Origin of the sequence: uncultured Aquincola sp. (genome assembly GCF_964001545.1) — a bacterium.
Classification (GTDB): Bacteria; Pseudomonadota; Gammaproteobacteria; order Burkholderiales; family Burkholderiaceae_C; genus Aquincola.
Genome location: NZ_CAXFDV010000524.1, coordinates 20,152 through 36,900 on the forward strand (window position 1 = coordinate 20,152; position 16,749 = coordinate 36,900).

Annotated in this window: 16 protein-coding genes and 1 tRNA gene; 10 read left to right on the forward strand and 7 right to left on the reverse strand. The window is 67.8% G+C overall.

The window, feature by feature from the left end:
- Positions 1-186 precede the first annotated feature (186 nt).
- A complete protein-coding gene (locus ABNT58_RS17955; protein WP_348754812.1) occupies positions 187-822 on the reverse strand; it encodes an NAD(P)H-dependent oxidoreductase in 636 nt (211 codons plus the stop codon).
- Positions 823-1,099: 277 nt separating this feature from the next.
- On the opposite strand from ABNT58_RS17955, the gene ABNT58_RS17960 reads away from it, so the two are divergent.
- Together ABNT58_RS17960 and ABNT58_RS17965 are read left to right on the forward strand one after the other, a co-directional pair.
- Positions 1,100-3,124, forward strand: coding sequence for an EAL domain-containing protein (locus tag ABNT58_RS17960; protein ID WP_348754813.1), 2,025 nt, complete (start codon positions 1,100-1,102; stop codon positions 3,122-3,124).
- A gap of 33 nt (positions 3,125-3,157) precedes the next feature.
- Positions 3,158-3,826 (forward strand): OmpW family outer membrane protein, encoded by a 669-nt coding sequence (locus ABNT58_RS17965; protein ID WP_348754814.1) that lies wholly within the window; start codon positions 3,158-3,160, stop codon positions 3,824-3,826.
- A gap of 120 nt (positions 3,827-3,946) precedes the next feature.
- On the opposite strand, the gene ABNT58_RS17970 is transcribed toward ABNT58_RS17965, so the two are convergent.
- Entirely contained in the window at positions 3,947-4,240 is a 294-nt protein-coding gene (locus ABNT58_RS17970; protein ID WP_348754815.1) for a cold-shock protein, read from the reverse strand.
- 230 nt (positions 4,241-4,470) lie between these two features.
- Between ABNT58_RS17970 and clpS the strand changes: the two genes are divergently transcribed.
- Positions 4,471-4,827 carry an ATP-dependent Clp protease adapter ClpS gene (clpS, locus tag ABNT58_RS17975; RefSeq protein WP_348754816.1) on the forward strand — a complete coding sequence of 119 codons (357 nt, stop codon included), beginning with the start codon at positions 4,471-4,473 and terminating at the stop codon, positions 4,825-4,827.
- The gene (gene clpA, locus ABNT58_RS17980; RefSeq protein ID WP_250199292.1) at positions 4,824-7,127 is read left to right on the forward strand and encodes an ATP-dependent Clp protease ATP-binding subunit ClpA; all 2,304 of its coding nucleotides are present in this window, start codon (positions 4,824-4,826) and stop codon (positions 7,125-7,127) included. The genes clpS and clpA overlap by 4 nt, the downstream gene beginning before the upstream one ends.
- A 22-nt stretch (positions 7,128-7,149) precedes the next feature.
- Here the strand turns inward: clpA and ABNT58_RS17985 are convergent, their stop codons facing one another.
- From ABNT58_RS17985 to ABNT58_RS18000, 4 genes are read right to left on the reverse strand one after another with little or no spacing between them, the layout of a single operon-like run.
- Positions 7,150-7,932, reverse strand: a complete 783-nt coding sequence (locus tag ABNT58_RS17985; protein ID WP_348754817.1) for a M90 family metallopeptidase — start codon at positions 7,930-7,932, stop codon at positions 7,150-7,152.
- Positions 7,929-8,708 (reverse strand): UDP-2,3-diacylglucosamine diphosphatase, encoded by a 780-nt coding sequence (locus ABNT58_RS17990; RefSeq protein ID WP_348754818.1) that lies wholly within the window; start codon positions 8,706-8,708, stop codon positions 7,929-7,931. Before ABNT58_RS17990 ends, ABNT58_RS17985 begins: the two co-directional genes overlap by 4 nt.
- Before the next feature lie 8 nt (positions 8,709-8,716).
- Positions 8,717-9,217: a peptidylprolyl isomerase gene (locus ABNT58_RS17995; RefSeq protein ID WP_348754819.1), complete on the reverse strand. Its 501-nt coding sequence runs from the start codon at positions 9,215-9,217 to the stop codon at positions 8,717-8,719.
- A gap of 1 nt (position 9,218) precedes the next feature.
- A complete protein-coding gene (locus ABNT58_RS18000) occupies positions 9,219-9,782 on the reverse strand; it encodes a peptidylprolyl isomerase (protein WP_348754820.1) in 564 nt (187 codons plus the stop codon).
- Between the two features lie 121 nt (positions 9,783-9,903).
- On the opposite strand from ABNT58_RS18000, the gene cysS reads away from it, so the two are divergent.
- From cysS to ABNT58_RS18030, 6 genes are all read left to right on the forward strand, one after another.
- The gene (cysS, locus tag ABNT58_RS18005; protein ID WP_348754821.1) at positions 9,904-11,289 is read left to right on the forward strand and encodes a cysteine--tRNA ligase; all 1,386 of its coding nucleotides are present in this window, start codon (positions 9,904-9,906) and stop codon (positions 11,287-11,289) included.
- Between the two features lie 2 nt (positions 11,290-11,291).
- Entirely contained in the window at positions 11,292-11,960 is a 669-nt protein-coding gene (locus tag ABNT58_RS18010; protein WP_348754822.1) for a DNA-3-methyladenine glycosylase, read from the forward strand.
- 19 nt (positions 11,961-11,979) lie between these two features.
- Entirely contained in the window at positions 11,980-12,951 is a 972-nt protein-coding gene (locus tag ABNT58_RS18015; RefSeq protein ID WP_348754823.1) for an acetyl-CoA carboxylase carboxyltransferase subunit alpha, read from the forward strand.
- 17 nt (positions 12,952-12,968) lie between these two features.
- On the forward strand, positions 12,969-14,315 hold the full coding sequence (gene tilS, locus ABNT58_RS18020; RefSeq protein ID WP_348754824.1) for a tRNA lysidine(34) synthetase TilS: 1,347 nt from the start codon (positions 12,969-12,971) through the stop codon (positions 14,313-14,315).
- A gap of 80 nt (positions 14,316-14,395) precedes the next feature.
- On the forward strand, positions 14,396-15,670 hold the full coding sequence (locus tag ABNT58_RS18025) for an aspartate kinase (protein ID WP_348754825.1): 1,275 nt from the start codon (positions 14,396-14,398) through the stop codon (positions 15,668-15,670).
- 26 nt (positions 15,671-15,696) lie between these two features.
- Positions 15,697-15,789, forward strand: a tRNA-Ser gene (locus ABNT58_RS18030).
- A 124-nt stretch (positions 15,790-15,913) separates the two neighbouring features.
- Here the strand turns inward: ABNT58_RS18030 and ABNT58_RS18035 are convergent.
- On the reverse strand, positions 15,914-16,714 hold the full coding sequence (locus ABNT58_RS18035) for an MBL fold metallo-hydrolase (RefSeq protein ID WP_348754826.1): 801 nt from the start codon (positions 16,712-16,714) through the stop codon (positions 15,914-15,916).
- Positions 16,715-16,749: the final 35 nt, after the last annotated feature.

Here is a 16,749-nt window from a genome sequence, read left to right on the forward strand (position 1 = left end):
GGGCTCCTGGCGTTGGTGGGCTGGGGGAGTTCGCCACGGAGCCAGGTTTTGGGAGGGCGCCGCGGGCGGACGGACTGTCGCTGGCGCCGTTGACGTGTCTGTGATCGCGTTGCCGCAGGCATGAGCCGAACGGGCCGTGGGCCCGCAGGACCAGGGCGCCGGCCCTGGGTCCCCCCCTTCGACGGGTCAGGCCACTTCGGTGACGAAGTTTTCGCGGGCGCGGCGCACCTTCTTCAGGTTCACCAGCCAGTCGCCTTCGCTGGCGCGATAGCCCAGCGGCAGCAGGATGACGCTGCGCAGGCCCTTGGCCTTCAGGCCCAGGATCTCGTCGACCTTCTCGGGCTCGAAGCCTTCCATCGGCGTGGCGTCCACGCCCTCGGCGGCGGCGGCGATCAAGGCGGTGCCCAGGCCGATGTAGGCCTGGCGCGCGGCGTGCGCGTGATTCACCTCAGGGTCGCGCGGCACATAGCTGGCCAGCACCTTCTGGCGGTAGGCCTCCCAGCCTTCATTGCGGAAGCCGCGCTCGTCGTTCACCAGGTCGAACGCCTGGTTGATGCGGTCGGCGGTGTAGTTGTCCCAGGCTGCGAACACCAGCAGGTGCGAGCCCTCGGTGATCTGTGCCTGGTTCCAGGCCACGGCCTGGATGCGGGCGCGCACCTCAGGGTTGGTCACCACCAGCAGCTGGTAGGGCTGCAGGCCCGAAGAGCTGGCGGACAGCCGCACGGCTTCCACGATGCGCTCGACCTTGTCGGCGGGCACCGCCTGGGCGGCATTCATCTTCTTGGCGGCATAGCGCCACTTCAACAGGGAGAGCAGATCCATGGTTGCAACTTGTAAGTGATTGGGGAACGGCATCGATTGGTGCCGTGGGGCGGCGATCCTATCGGGGTTTGTCCGGATCTGCAGGCCAGGGCCCAAGGGCGCTACGCGCTTGGCGGAACCATGCTGGCGGCCGCCGAGGATTCCCACGTTTGGTCGTGAAATCTCTCACGTCTGTCGCTATTATCAATTCCATCAATGCTCGCGGCGGGACGGTGGGATGGCAGCGACCTGGCATCGATGGCGCAACCGCCTGCGGCATGGCCGGACCTGGCGGCGGGTGGCTGACCTCGGCAGCTCCGACGCGGCGCGCGCCCTGCGCGACAGCATGCTCTGGCTGACGCCCTACCTGATGGTCCTGTCGACCGTGCTGCTGCTGGCCGAGCTGTTTCGGCTGGCGGGCGCGCCGCGGTCGGCCACCGTGGCGCTGGAGGCCGGCGCCACCGGCCTGCGCGATGCGCTGCCGCTGGCGTTGTGGGGGGCCACCGGGGCCGTGCGCGCCTTGCAGTGGCGGCTGCCCCGCACGGCGGTGGCCTTCGTCTGCTTTGCATGCGGCCTGCTGTGCGACCGGTTGCTGGTGATGTCCGGCCCGACGGCGCAAGCCTTTTCCGTGCCGCTGGGGCTGCTGGCGCCGCTGGCCATCGTGCCGTGGATCGGCTGGCTGGTGCAGCGTCGCTGGCTGCAGCTGTGGTCGGGCGAGTCGCCGGCCGGCGACAACGTCGGTGAGTCGGTCAACCTCATCTTCCCGAGCCTGATCGTGGTGGCCAGCGTGGTGTGCGGGCTCGGCCTGCTGCTGGCCATCGGCGCGCCGCTGGCGCGTGCCGTCGCCGAGCTGTTTCGGCTGCCACCCGCACCCTCGGCCGAAGTGCTGGCCGCTGCCTACGCTCTGGGTAACTCGGCCTTGTGGTTGCTGGGCGTGCACGGTTTTTATGCGCTGCTGCCGCTGCTGGAAGCCATTCCCGCCGCCAGTGCGGGCGAGGGCATCGTCAACCAGAGCTTTCTGGGGGTGTTCGTGTTCATCGGCGGCAGCGGTGCCACGGCGTCGTTGCTGCTGGCCATCCTGTGGGTGGGGCGCCAGCGCCGGCACCGGGTGATCGCGATGGCCAGCGTCGCGCCCGCGGTCATCAACGTGAACGAGCTGCTGCTGTTCGGGCTGCCGGTCATCCTCCATCCGCGCATGGTCGTGCCCTTCGTGGCGGCGCCCCTGTGCAACCTGCTGCTGGCCTGGGCGGCCACCCGCGCAGGGCTGGTGCCGATGCTGCGCACGGACCTGCCGTTCAACAGCCCGATGGGGCTGAACGCGTTGCTGGCCGGCGGCGGCAGCCTGGCACCGCTGGTGATGCAGGCCGTCAACGTGCTGACCGGTGCGCTGGTGTATGCGCCTTTTGTGCTCCGATGGCAGCGTGCAATGGCGGGTGAGGACGCCGCGGCGCAGTCGGCCCTGCAGCAGGTGTTCGGGCACCGGTTCGAGGCGCTGGCCATGGCGCTGGACGACCCGGTGTCGCGCCTCAATGAGGTCCATCGCAGCCGCGCCAGCATCATGGACCGCCTCACCCAGCTGCAGCACCGGGCGATGTGCGTGCACTACCAGCCACAGGTCGATCCGTTGACCGGCGACCTGGTGGGCTGCGAAGCCCTGCTGCGCGTGCACGACGACCAGCAGCAGGCGCAGCCGCCGGGCGACCTGCTGGCGGTGCTGGGCAAGGCCGCGCTGCTGCCGGAGCTCGACCTCTGGGTGCTGTCGGCGGTGGCGGCGCAGGTGCGCGACTGGCAAGGCAGGCTGCCGGCGCGTTTCCGGGTGGCGGTCAACGTCAGCCCCTGCACCTTCACGCATGCATCGGCGGTCGAGCGCATGGTGCAGCTGGCCGCGCCGATGGGCGACAGGCTGGTGATCGAGATCACCGAGGAGACCTTCCTGGGCGCTGAGCAGGTGGTGGTGGACGCCATCCAGCAACTGCGGCGAGCGGGGGTACGCATCCACATCGACGACTTTGGCACCGGCTACTCGTCGCTCAACTACCTGCACCGCTTTGCGGTGGACGGCATCAAGATGGACAAGAGCTTCACCGACACCCTGGCCGCCGAAAGAGGCAGCCAGGTGTTCAGCGGCATCTGCGCACTGGCGCACAGCCTGGACCTGGAGGTGGTGGTGGAGGGCGTGGAGTCTGCCTGGCAGCTTGACCGCCTGCCCGCGCAGCCGGGCCTGACGGTGCAAGGCTGGCTCTACGGGCGCGCGCTGGCGCCTGCGGACTTCGGTCGGTTGATGGATGTGCCCCTCAAGGTGACAGAAACGGCGTCGAAATGACGGTGATCGCCCACTCGCTTGTTCGCTTCTGTCATGAAAACCTTTTCCTTTGTCCCCTGGGTGGGCCTCATTGCCGGCTTGTCATCCCTTCCGGTGTGTGCCCAGCACACGCCTTGGTCTTTGCACGCGGGCTTCGGCACGCTGCGTTTTTCGCCCTCTTCGCAGGTCGAGGTGGCGGGGCGAAGCGTGCCGGGCGCCGACATCCGGGTGTCCGACAGCCACAGCGTGGCGCTGGAGGTGGGCTACGACCTGACGGCGCAGCTCACCCTGCGCATGGCGTTCGGGGCGCCGCCTTCGGCCACCTTGCGCACGGGCGGGGCCTTGAACGGTCTGGTGCCGCCGCTGACCGGAAAACTGGGTGAGGTCAAGTACATGCCGCTGGCGCCCAGCATCACCTACCGCTTTGGATCGCACGGCCCCATCCGCCCGTACGTGGGCGCTGGGGTCAACCACATGCGGGTGTTGTCGACGTCGGACGCGGATGTGTCCAACTTACGTGTCCAGCATGCCACCGGGCCTCTGCTGCAGGCCGGGCTGGACATGCCGCTCGATCCGCGCTGGTCGCTTTACGTGGACGCCCGCAAGGTGTGGCTCAAGGCCACCGCCACCGGTTCGCTCCATGCCCTGGGCGGCCTGCCGGTGCGCACCGAGATCAATCTGCGGCCGGTGACGGTGTTTGCTGGCGTGGGCTACCGGTTCTAACGTGTTGCTGGCCGCGGTGCCTGGCGCACCGGCATGCCGTGCGGACATGAAAAAGCCCGCCAGAGGCGGGCTTGGGGCGCGGGGGCCAGAGGGTGCAGGGTGGGGCAGCGCGGTGCTTGATCACTCGGCCGACGCTGCAAAGCTGCTGGTGCGGGTGCCCACATGGGCAGCGGCAGCGGCGCGCGGCGCAGCGGCGCTGTCCAGGGCCTGGATGTTGTGGGCGAGGTCGCCCTTGGGGCCCTGCACCAGGTCGTACGTGACGCGGGCACCGGGTTTCAGGGTACGGAAGCCTTCCATCTGGATCGCGGAAAAGTGCGCAAACACATCGGCGCCACCGCCCTCCGGCTCGATGAATCCGAAACCTTTGGTATCGCTAAACCACTTGACGGTTCCACTTGCCATGACTTTCTCCACAACGGGCAACAGCGCCCTTACTGAGGAAGAAATTCTGCGGCGAGGCTATCGTTCCTGTCAATAGAGTGTCATTAAGATCATTTTCACCTTGCACTCCGTGAGGGCCCTTGTTTGGTGGGTGCAGTGCAAGAGAACGGTGTTTTCGGTTCTCCTTGGCTCTTGAGTCTGACCGGGACGATGCAATATGCACAGGAGCACCCCCCGGTATTCACTCTCTATAGAATCGATTCATGCCCGCGGATCCCCCCTCGCTGCCCCCCACCCCTCCAGGCGCCCCGCGCGTCGATGACGGGCAAGGCGCCGTCGTGGCCGAACGGCAGGCGCAGCGGACCGAGCCGCCGCGCATGTACCAGGTGGTGCTGCTCAATGATGACTACACCCCCATGGAGTTCGTGGTGTTGGTGTTGCAGGAATACTTCCTGCGTGATCTCGACACCGCGACGCAGATCATGCTGAAGATCCACCACGAGGGTCGCGGCGTCTGTGGCGTCTACACGAAGGACGTCGCCGCGACCAAGGTTGAACTGGTGCTTGCTGCCGCACGCAAGGCAGGGCACCCGCTGCAGTGCATTTTGGAGGCCGCATGATCGCGCAAGAACTTGAAGTCAGTCTGCACATGGCGTTCGTGGAAGCACGCCAGCAGCGCCATGAATTCATCACCGTGGAGCACCTCCTGATGGCGCTGCTCGACAACCCTTCCGCCGCCGAAGTGCTGCGCGCCTGCGCTGCCAACATCGACGACCTGCGCAAGAGCCTGTCGAGCTTCATCAAGGAGAACACGCCCACGGTCGGTGGCACCGACGAGGTCGACACGCAGCCCACCCTGGGCTTCCAGCGTGTGATCCAGCGGGCCATCATGCACGTGCAAAGCACGGGCAGCGGCAAGAAGGAAGTCACCGGCGCCAATGTGCTGGTGGCCATCTTCGGCGAGAAGGATTCGCACGCCGTCTACTACCTGCACCAGCAAGGTGTGACGCGCCTCGACGTGGTGAACTTCATCGCCCACGGCATCAAGAAGTCCGACCCGCCGGAGCCGTCCAAGTCGAACGAGAACCCGGGCGCTGAAGGCGAGAAGGAAGACGCCGCCGAAGGCAAGGGCTCGCCGCTGGACCAGTTCACCCAGAACCTGAACCAGATGGCCCGCGACGGCAAGATCGATCCGCTGATCGGCCGCGAGCACGAGGTCGAGCGGGTGATCCAGGTGCTGTGCCGCCGCCGCAAGAACAACCCGCTGCTGGTGGGTGAGGCCGGCGTGGGCAAGACCGCCATCGCCGAGGGCCTGGCCTGGCGCATCACCGAAGGCGACGTGCCCGAAGTGCTGGCCGAGTCCACCGTGTACGCGCTGGACATGGGCGCACTGCTGGCCGGCACCAAGTACCGCGGCGACTTCGAGCAGCGCCTGAAGGGCGTGCTCAAGCAGCTGAAGGACCAGCCGAACGCCATCCTGTTCATTGACGAGATCCACACGCTGATCGGTGCGGGTGCGGCCTCGGGCGGCACGCTGGACGCCAGCAACCTGCTCAAGCCCGCGCTCAGCTCGGGCGCGATGAAATGCCTGGGCGCCACCACCTTCAGCGAATACCGCGGCATCTTCGAGAAGGACGCGGCCCTGTCGCGGCGCTTCCAGAAGGTGGACGTGGTCGAGCCGTCGGTCGAGCAGACGATCGAGATCCTCAAGGGCCTGAAGTCGCGCTTTGAAGAGCACCACAGCGTGAAGTACGCGCTGGGCGCCCTGCAGGCGGCGGCCGAGCTGTCGGCCAAGTTCATCAACGACCGTCACCTGCCCGACAAGGCGATCGACGTGATCGATGAAGCCGGTGCCGCGCAGCGCATCCTGCCCAAGAACAAGCAGAAGAAGACGATCACCCGCGCCGAGGTGGAAGAGATCGTCTCCAAGATCGCGCGCATCCCGCCGGCCTCCGTTTCCAACGACGACCGCAGCAAGCTCAAGACGCTGGACCGTGACCTGAAGAGCGTGGTGTTCGGGCAAGACCCGTCCATCGACGCGCTGTCGGCCGCGATCAAGATGGCGCGCTCGGGTCTGGGCAAGCCGGACAAGCCGATCGGCGCCTTCCTGTTCAGCGGCCCCACCGGCGTCGGCAAGACCGAGGTGGCCAAGCAGCTGGCGTACATCCTGGGCATCGAGCTGATCCGCTTCGACATGTCGGAGTACATGGAGCGCCATGCGGTCAGTCGCCTGATCGGCGCGCCTCCGGGCTACGTCGGCTTCGACCAGGGTGGCCTGCTGACCGAGGCGGTGACCAAGAAGCCGCACTGCGTGCTGCTGCTCGACGAGATCGAGAAGGCGCACCCGGACGTCTTCAACGTGCTGCTGCAGGTGATGGACCACGGCACGCTGACCGACAACAACGGGCGCAAGGCCGACTTCCGCAACGTCATCATCATCATGACGACGAACGCGGGCGCCGAGGCGATGAGCAAGTCCACCATCGGCTTCACCAACTCGCGTGAAACCGGTGACGAGATGGGCGACATCAAGCGCCTGTTCACGCCCGAGTTCCGCAACCGGCTCGACGCCATCGTCAGCTTCCGTGCGCTGGACCAGGAGATCATCCTGCGGGTGGTCGACAAGTTCCTGCTGCAACTGGAAAGCCAGCTGGCCGAGAAGAAGGTGGAAGTCACCTTCACCGACGGGCTGCGCAAGCACCTGGGCGCCAAGGGCTTCGATCCGTTGATGGGCGCGCGCCCGATGCAGCGCCTGATCCAGGACGTGATCCGGCGTGCGCTGGCCGACGAACTGCTGTTCGGCCGGCTGGTGGACGGTGGCCGCCTGACGGTGGACATCGACGCCGACGGCAACGCGGTGCTGGACATCCAGCCGCCGCGCAAGAGCGACAAGCCCAAGGCCGAGCCGGCGACGGCCTGAGCCTGAACCCGGCCGGCGGCCCCTACGGGGTTTGCCGGTAGAACGAAGCGAGCAGCCGGTACATCACCGGCTGTTCTTCTTTCAGCGCCTCGGGCGTGACGAAGAAGGCCTCGCTGGCGACGGCGAAGAACTCTTCCGGCGCCTCGGCGCCGTAGGGGTCGACCACGGTGTCGTAGCCGCACACCACACGCTCGCTGAAGCGGTCGTACTCGGCCATCAGCGTGTCGTGCCAGTGGGCCTGGGCCTGTGCGTTGGGCAGCAGCGGCACGCCATCGGCGACGCCGTCGCGCATGTCGAGTACATGCGCGAACTCATGGATCACCACGTTGTAGGCCAGGCCGTCGCGGTCGTCGGCATCGGCTGCACGCTCGCCGGCGTCCTGCCAGCTCAGCATCATCGGGCCGCCGACCATCGCTTCGCCCGACAGCAACTCGTCGTACTGGTGCACCACGCCGGTCTCGTCCATCACCTCGCGGCGGGCCACCACTTCATCGGGGTGCATGACGATGCCGACGAAGTCGTCGTACTGCTCGATGCCCAGGCGCAGCACCGGCAGGCAGGCTTGGGCTGCCACGGCCACGGCCATCTCGTCAGTCACCACCAGGCCGCCGGCACCGGTGAATTCCTTCTTGTCGAGGAACAGGCTGGCCAGGCGGCGCAGCTCGGTCATGTCCGCGGCCGACAGGCGCTGCAGGAAGGGGTAGCGCGCCAGTGTGTGCTGCCACAGCGCATCGGGGATGCTGCGGCGGGCGAGTGCGCGTGCTTCCTGGCGCCGCCGCCAGGCTTGCCACCAGCCGCCGATCATGGCGCGGGTGGCACCGCATGGCGCGACAGGCCCGCGGCGGTCCAGCGCAGCAGGTCGCCGCGGGGGCGGGCGGCCTCGAAGTCCCAGTCGCTCAACACCTGCCGTTCACCAAAGGGCAGGGCGTGCGTGGCGGGCCGGTGGGTATGGCCGTGCACCATGTGCGGCGCGTCGGCGGCCTGCAGCCAGTGGGCGGCGGCGTGGTTGTCCACCTCGCTCCATTGATCGGGGGTCAGGCCGCTTTGCGCGGCGCGGCTGGCGTCGCGCATCTGGCGCGCCTGCTGCCGGCGCACGGCCAGCGGCTGGGCCAAGAAGGCCTGCTGCCACGCCGGGCTGCGCACCTGGCGGCGAAAGGCCTGGTAGTCGGTGTCGTCCAGGCACAGCAGGTCGCCATGCGTGACCAGCAGGCGCTGGCCGAAGGCCGTGAGCACGGTCGGGTCGTGCAGGGCCTGCAGGCCGATGTCAGCCACCAGCGCGGGGCCCACCAAAAAATCCCGGTTGCCGGTCATGAAGCCGATGCGACGATGCTGCGCGGCCTGCCGCAGCACGCCCGCGCACCGCTGCTCGAAGCTGCCCGGCTCGGCCGCCGCATCGTCGCCCACCCACACCTCGAACACGTCTCCCAGCAGGAAGACGGCGTCGGCCTGCGTGTGTTGCAGGTAGTGGGCCCAGGCCGCGAAGGTGTGCGGCGTGTCGGGCCCCAGGTGCAGGTCGGAGATGAACTCGATGCGCTGCCAGCCAGGAGGCGCGAGCACCTCGGCGGGGGCGGGCAGCGTCATCGCGGATTTCAGACTTCGGTGATCTTCTGGATCACCACGTCTTCCACCGGCACGTCGTCGTGCATGCCCTTGCGGCCGGTGCGCACCTTCTCGATCGTGTCGATCACGTCCTGGCCCGACACCACCTGGCCGAACACGGCGTAGCCCCAGCCCGAGCCCGACTCGGACTTGAAGTCGAGGAAGCCGTTGTTGGTGGTGTTGATGAAGAACTGCGCGGTGGCCGAGTGCGGGTCGGACGTGCGGGCCATGGCCAGCGTGTAGTGCGCGTTCTTCAGGCCGTTGTTGGCTTCGTTCTTGATGGGCGCGTCGGTGCCCTTTTGCTTCATGCCGGGTTCGAAGCCGCCGCCCTGGATCATGAAGCCCTTGATCACGCGGTGGAACACGGTGTTGTCGTAGTGGCCCTTGCGCACGTACGACAGGAAGTTCTCGACGGTGGCGGGTGCCTTGGCGTCGTCGAGTTCGGCGCGGATCACGCCGGCGCTGGTGGTGATTTCTACGGTCTTGGTCATGTCATTTCTCCAGAGTGGCTTGCTTGATCACCACGGGTTGCAGCGGTACGTTTTGGTGCGGGCCCTTGTTGCCGGTGGGCACCGACTTGATCTTGTCGACCACGTCCATGCCCGACACCACCTTGCCGAACACCGCGTAGCCGTTGCCGTCACGCGAGTTGGCCTGGTCGAGGAAGCTGTTGTCCTTCAGGTTGATGAAGAACTGGGCGGTGGCCGAGTTGGGGTCCATCGTGCGGGCCATGGCCACGGTGCCGCGGGCGTTGACCAGGCCGTTGCGGCTTTCCAGCGGGATGGGCGCGCGGGTGGGCCGCTCGTTCATCGAGGCGTCCATGCCGCCGCCCTGGATCATGAAGCCGTCGATCACGCGGTGGAACACGGTGCCGTTGTAGTGGCCGGCCTTGACGTACTCGACGAAGTTGGCCACGGTCTTGGGGGCCTTGTCGGCATCGAGCTCCAGCACGATGGCGCCCATCGACGTGTCCAGCCGCACCTTTTGTGCAAAGGCGGGTGCGGCGGCCATCATCGCGAGCGAGAACGCCAGGGCCAAGCCTTGTTTCATCTTCATGTGGTGGGATTTGCGAGGGGGTAAAGCGCGGAGGGGGCGCGAACGGGGCGCCGCTATACTGACCGGCTGATTCTAACGAGCGGCCTCCCACGATGAGGCCGCTGTCTTTGCGGCCTTCGCGATGACCCTTCGCCTGCACAACACCCTCACCCGCACCCTGGAAGACTTCACGCCCGTCGAGGCGGGCAAGGTGCGGATGTACGTGTGCGGCATCACCGTCTACGACCTGTGCCACATGGGCCATGCGCGCACCATGACGGTGTTCGACGTGGTCTACCGCTGGCTGCGCACCATCGGTTACGAGGTGACCTATGTGCGCAACATCACCGACATCGACGACAAGATCATCCGCCGCGCGGTGGAGCGGGGCATCACCATCGGTGAGCTGACCACGCAGACCACGCAGGCGATGCACCAGGACTTCGCCGCCATCGGTCTGCTGCCGCCCACGCACGAGCCGCGCGCCACCGAGTACGTGCCGCAGATGCTGGACGTGATCGCCCAGCTGGAAGCGCGCGGCCTGGCCTACCAGTCCGACGATGGCGACGTGAACTTCGCGGTGCGCCGCTTTGCCGGCTACGGCAAGCTGTCGGGCAAGAGCCTGGACGACCTGCGCGCCGGCGAGCGTGTGGCCGTGCAGGCGGGCGAGGGCGGCAAGGGCGATCCGCTGGACTTCGTGCTGTGGAAGTCGGCCAAGCCCGAAGAGCCGGCCGAAGCCAAGTTCGACAGCCGCTACGGCGCCGGCCGCCCGGGCTGGCACATCGAGTGCTCGGCCATGGCCTGCAGCATGCTGGGCCAGCCGATCGACCTGCACGGCGGCGGCATGGACCTGCAGTTCCCGCACCACGAGAACGAGATCGCCCAGACCGAAGGCGCGACCGGCGCCACCTTCGCGCGGCACTGGATGCACACGGGCTTCCTCAACGTCGACGACGTGAAGATGTCGAAGTCGCTGGGCAACTTCTTCACCATCCGCGAAGTGCTGCAGCGCTACGACGGCGAGACGCTTCGCTTCTTCCTGCTGCGCACGCATTACCGCAGCCCCTTCAACTTCAGCGACGCGCACATCGACGATGCCCGCGCGGCGCTGCGTCGCCTGTACACCGCGCTCGACAAGGTGCCGGCCGTGGCCGTGGCCATCGATTGGCAGCAGCCTTCGGCGGCCGCCTTCCGCGACGCGATGAACGACGACCTCAACACCCCGGCCGCATTGGCCGTGCTGTTCGACCTGGCCAGCGAAGTCAACCGCAGCGGCTCGGCCGCGCAGGCCGGCCTGCTGAAAGCGCTGGGCGCCACGCTGGGCGTGCTGCAGCTGGCGCCGCAGGCCTACCTTCAGGGCGGCCAGTCCGGCATCGATGAAGCGGCCGTCAGCGCCGCCATCGAGGCACGGGCCGCCGCCAAGCTGGCGCGCAACTTCGCGGAGGCCGATCGCATCCGCGCGCAGTTGCTCGAGCAGGGCGTGGTGTTGAAGGACTCGGCGCAAGGCACCACCTGGGTGAGAGCCTGATCGTGCCGCGTGCTGCCGTAACGCCTGTGGCGACCACCATCGTCACGCCCACGTATTGGGACGACGCCTGCCGCCACCTGAGCAAGCGCGACCGCGTGATGCGCAAGCTCATCCCCAAGTTCGGCGAAGGCCGGCTGCAAAGCCGCGGCGATGCCTTCACCACGCTGGCGCGCTCCATCGTCGGCCAGCAGATCTCGGTCAAGGCCGCGCAAAGCGTGTGGCACAAGTTCGTGGCGCTGATGAGCGAGCCCGGCACCCACCTGGCGCCCGCCGCGGTGATGGCGCTGGAAGTGGACACCATGCGGGGCGCCGGCCTCTCGGCCCGCAAGGTGGAGTACCTGCGCGACCTGGCGCAGCATTTCGACAGTGGTGCCGTGCACGTGCAGCAGTGGCACGACATGGACGATGAGGCCATCATCGAGGAACTGGTCGCCATCCGCGGCATCGGCCGCTGGACGGCCGAGATGTTCCTGATCTTCCACCTGATGCGGCCGAACGTGCTGCCGCTGGACGACGTCGGGCTGATCAAAGGCATCAGCCTGAACTACTTCAGCGGCGAGCCGGTATCGCGGGCCGAGGCGCGCGAAGTCGGCGATGCCTGGGCACCTTACCGATCGGTCGCCACCTGGTACCTTTGGCGCAGCCTTGATCCGCTGCCCGTCGAGTACTGACAAGAAGAGGACTCCCCGCATGAGCAAGAAGCACTTTCTGGACTTTGAAGCCCCGATCGCCGAGCTGGAAGCCAAGATCGAGGAACTGAGGTTCGTGCAGAGCGAATCGGCGGTCGACATCTCGGAAGAGATCGAGCGGCTCGACAAGAAGAGCCACCAGCTCACCAAGGACATCTACACCCAGCTCACGCCCTGGCAGGTGACGCAGATCGCGCGCCACCCGCAGCGGCCCTACACGCTGGACTACGTCAACGACATCTTCACCGACTTCCAGGAGCTGCACGGCGACCGCGCGTTCGCCGACGACCAGTCCATCGTCGGTGGGCTGGCCCGCTTCAACGGCATGGCCTGCATGGTGCTGGGCCACCAGAAGGGCCGCGACACCAAAGAGCGTGCGGCACGCAACTTCGGCATGGCCCGGCCCGAGGGCTACCGCAAGGCGCTGCGCCTGATGAAGCTGGCCGAGAAGTTCGGCCTGCCGGTGTTCACCTTCGTCGACACGCCGGGTGCCTACCCCGGCATCGGCGCCGAAGAACGCGGCCAGAGCGAGGCCATCGGCCGCAACATCTTCGAGATGGCGCAGCTGGAAGTGCCCATCATCGCCACCATCATCGGCGAAGGCGGCTCGGGCGGCGCGCTGGCCATCAGCGTGGGCGACCAGACGTTGATGCTGCAGTTCTCGGTGTACTCCGTCATCTCGCCGGAAGGCTGCGCCTCCATCCTCTGGAAGACGGCCGAGCGTGCTTCCGACGCGGCCGAGGCGCTGGGCATCACCGCCCATCGGCTGAAGGCGCTGGGCCTGGTCGACAAGATCATCAGCGAGCCGGTGGGGGGGGCGCACCGCGACCCCAAGGCCATGGCCGCGTCGCTCAAGCGTGGCCTCAACGACGCGCTGCGCCAGGTCATCGACCTGAAGCCCAAGGAGCTGCTGCAGCGCCGCTATGAGCGACTGCAGGCCTACGGCCGCTTCAGCGACACCAAGGAACGCTGAGCCTTCCGGGCGGCCGCGTGAGGGCGCATCGCGTGGCGGTGGCCGTCAGCGGCGGCCGCGATTCCGTCGCCCTGCTGCATGCCACGGTGCAGGCGGCCCGGCCGCTGGGCGTGGCCGTGCAGGCGCTGCATGTGCACCATGGCCTGATGCCCCAGGCCGATGCCTGGCAGGCGCAGGTGGCGGCCCTGTGCGCGCAGCTTGAAGTGCCCTTGTGGGCCGAGCGGCTGAGCACGCAACCGGCGCCCGGCGACAGCATCGAAGCCTGGGCCCGGCGTGAGCGTTATGCCGCGCTGGCTCGCCTGGCCCGCCAGGCCGGTGCCGATTTGGTGCTGCTGGCCCACCACCGTCGCGACCAGGCCGAGACCTTTTTGCTGCAGGCGCTGCGCGGCGCCGGCAGCGCCGGGCTGGCCGCCATGCCGGCCTCGATCGAACGCCACGGCCTGACCTGGGCCCGCCCCTGGCTGGACCGCCCGCGCGAAGCCATCGAGGCTTATGTGGCGCTGCACGGGCTGCCGGTCGTGGAAGACGCCAGCAACCAGGACCCCCGCTTTGCGCGCAACCGGCTGCGGCTGCAGGTGCTGACGGGCTTGAACCGGGCTTTTGCCGGTGCCGAGGCGGCACTGGCCGCGGCCGCGCGGCGCAGTGCCGAGGCCGATGCCGCACTGGCCGAATGGGCCGACGAGGCCCTGCGGGCCTGCAGCGAAGGCGAGGCCCTGCGCCGCGAAGCGTGGCTGGGCCTGTCGCCCGCCAGGCGGCTGATGGTGCTGCGCCACTGGCTGGCGCTGCGGCTGGGGCAGGGTGCGCCGCAGCGGCTGGTGGACCGCCTGCTGGCCGAGTGGCCGCCAGCGGTGGCCGCCAGCTGGCCGGCGCCGGGTGGGCAGGTGCTGCGCCATTACCGGGGCTGTCTGCGCGTGGACCCTGCGCCCTCGCGGCCGGATGTGGGCGGCCCTGCGGCTGACGGCCTGGCCGCGCCCCTGCGCTGGCCGCTGCGCATCATTGGCGCTGCGCGCGTGGCCGTACCGCCCTTCGGCGGCGAGCTGGTCATCGAGCCGGCGAACGAGGGTCTGCCGCTGGCATGGCTGGCCGACTGCGAGCTGCGCCCCCGCAGCGGCGGTGAGCAGTTTCAACTGGCTACGGACCGCCCGGCGCGCAGCCTGAAGAAGGTGTTCCAGCAGCAGGCGGTGCCTGCCTGGGCGCGCAGCGGGCCGCTGCTGTGGCGGCATGAACAGCTGCTGTGGGTGCCCGGCCTGGGTGCCGATGCGCGGGCCGTGCAGGCGGCTGGCCGCGGGCCCTGCGTGGCCCTTCGCTGGGTGCCCTTTGCCGCAGATTGTTCAATCGACGAAGCATCCGCCGGCGGTCGCTAGAATCGCAGGCTTTCCCGGACTCGCCCGGGCCGATTTTTTCAAGCAGAACGTGCGGGCCGTGGCGCTCGCCGTCCCACGTCATGGCACTGATCGTTCACAAGTATGGCGGTACGTCGATGGGCTCCACCGAGCGCATCCGCAACGTCGCCAAGCGCGTCGCCAAGTGGGCCCGCGCCGGGCACCAGATGGTGGTCGTTCCTTCGGCAATGAGCGGCGAGACCAATCGCCTGCTGGGCCTGGCCAAAGAGCTGCAGCCCGAGCGCATCACGTCCAGCGTGATGCGTGAGCTGGACATGATCGCCTCCACCGGTGAACAGGTCTCGGTGGGTCTGCTGTCCATCGCGCTGCAGGCCGAGGGCCTGGAGTGCGTCAGCTACGCCGGCTGGCAAGTGCCCATCAAGACCGACTCGGCCTTCACCAAGGCCCGCATCCAGGCCATCGACGACGCCCGCGTGCGCGCCGACCTGGCCGCAGGCAAGGTGGTGGTGATCACCGGCTTCCAGGGCGTGGACCCGGAAGGCAACATCACCACGCTGGGCCGGGGCGGCAGCGACACCTCGGCCGTGGCCGTGGCAGCGGCGATGAAGGCCGCCGAATGCCTGATCTACACCGACGTGGACGGTGTCTACACCACCGACCCGCGCATCGTGCCCGAGGCGCGCCGGCTGCACACCATCAGCTTCGAAGAGATGCTGGAGATGGCCAGCCTGGGCAGCAAGGTGCTGCAGATCCGCTCGGTGGAATTCGCCGGCAAGTACAAGGTGCCGCTGCGCGTGCTGTCCAGCTTCACGCCCTGGGACATCGACATCGACGAGGAAGCCAAGTCGGGCACCCTGATCACCTTCGAGGAAGACGAAAACATGGAACAAGCCGTTGTCTCGGGCATCGCTTTCAACCGCGACGAAGCCAAGATCACCGTGATGGGCGTGCCCGACAAGCCGGGCCTGGCCTACCAGATCCTGGGTGCCGTGGCCGATGCCAACATCGACGTGGACGTGATCATCCAGAACGTGTCGCACGACGGCAAGACGGACTTCTCGTTCACCGTGCAGGGCGTGGACTACAGCCGTGCACTCGACCTGCTGAAGTCCAAGGTGGTGCCGGCCACCGGCGCCGCCGAGGTGGTGGGCGACCCGAAGATCTGCAAGGTCAGCATCGTGGGCATCGGCATGAAGAGCCACGTGGGCATCGCGGCCAAGATGTTCCGCACGCTGAGCGAAGAAGGCATCAACATCCAGATGATCAGCACCAGCGAGATCAAGACCTCGGTCGTGATCGACGAGAAGTACATGGAGCTGGCGGTGCGTGCACTGCACAAAGCTTTTGATCTCGAGCAGGAAACGGCCAATTCTTGAGCTAGAATCCCGCTTCTTCGATTGATGGAGTCGTGACCGAGTGGCCGAAGGTGCTCCCCTGCTAAGGGAGTATGTGGGCAAAACCTGCATCGAGGGTTCGAATCCCTCCGACTCCGCCAAACAGGCCCCGTCCAACGCAAGTTGAGCCAGCCGCAAACAAAGCCCCGCCAGACGGGGCTTTTTTGTGCGCGTTCGGTTTTCAGGGTGCGGCGGGGCTGCTGCCCCGCAAGCGGTCTGATCGCCTCAGCCCGCGTCCAGCCAGGGGCTGCCTTGCAGCGCATCGGCCACGACGATCTCGGTGGCGCTGCAGCCCAGCACCCCGCTCAAGGCGGCGGCCGCCAGCTCGGGCGTGTTGTTCTGCTGGCTCAAATGAGCCGCCACCACATGGCGCAGGCCAGCGTGGCGGCAGCGGTCCAGGATGGTGGCCGATTGGGTGTTGGCCAGGTGGCCACGCACGCCGCCCACCCGGCGCTTCAGGAAGAACGGGTAGGGCCCGTCGGCCAGCATCTGCGCATCGTGGTTGCACTCCAGCAGCAGCGCATGGCAGTCGCTCAAATGCGCCACCACGGCGTCGGTGGGCTCGCCCAGGTCGGTGAGCACGCCCAGCCGTGCCACGCCGTCGGTGCAGCGCAATTGCAGGGGTTCGGCCGCATCGTGCGGCACGCCGAAGGGTGTGACCTGCAGACCGCCCAGTTCGATGGGCACGCCGTTCAGCGCGATGTGGCGCACCAGCTCCGCGCCCACCGCCCGCAGGGGCGCCGGCTTGCGGTCCATGGCCTGCCAGGTGCCCAGGCTGGCCCACACGGGCACGCCATGCCGGCGGCCCAGCTGCAGCGCGCAGCCCACGTGGTCGCTGTGTTCGTGGGTGATGAAAACGCCGTCGAGCATCGACGGCGTGAGGCCGGCGGGTGCCAGGCGGCGCGTGAGTTCGCGCAGGGAAAAGCCGCAATCGACCAGCAGCCGCGTGGTGCGGCCGTTGCGGGTGGATTCGATCAGCGTGCCGTTGCCGGTGCTGCCGCTGCCCAGGCTGCGGAATCTCAGCATGCGTGCGGCTGGTTCAACGGGTACGCGGCCGGCAC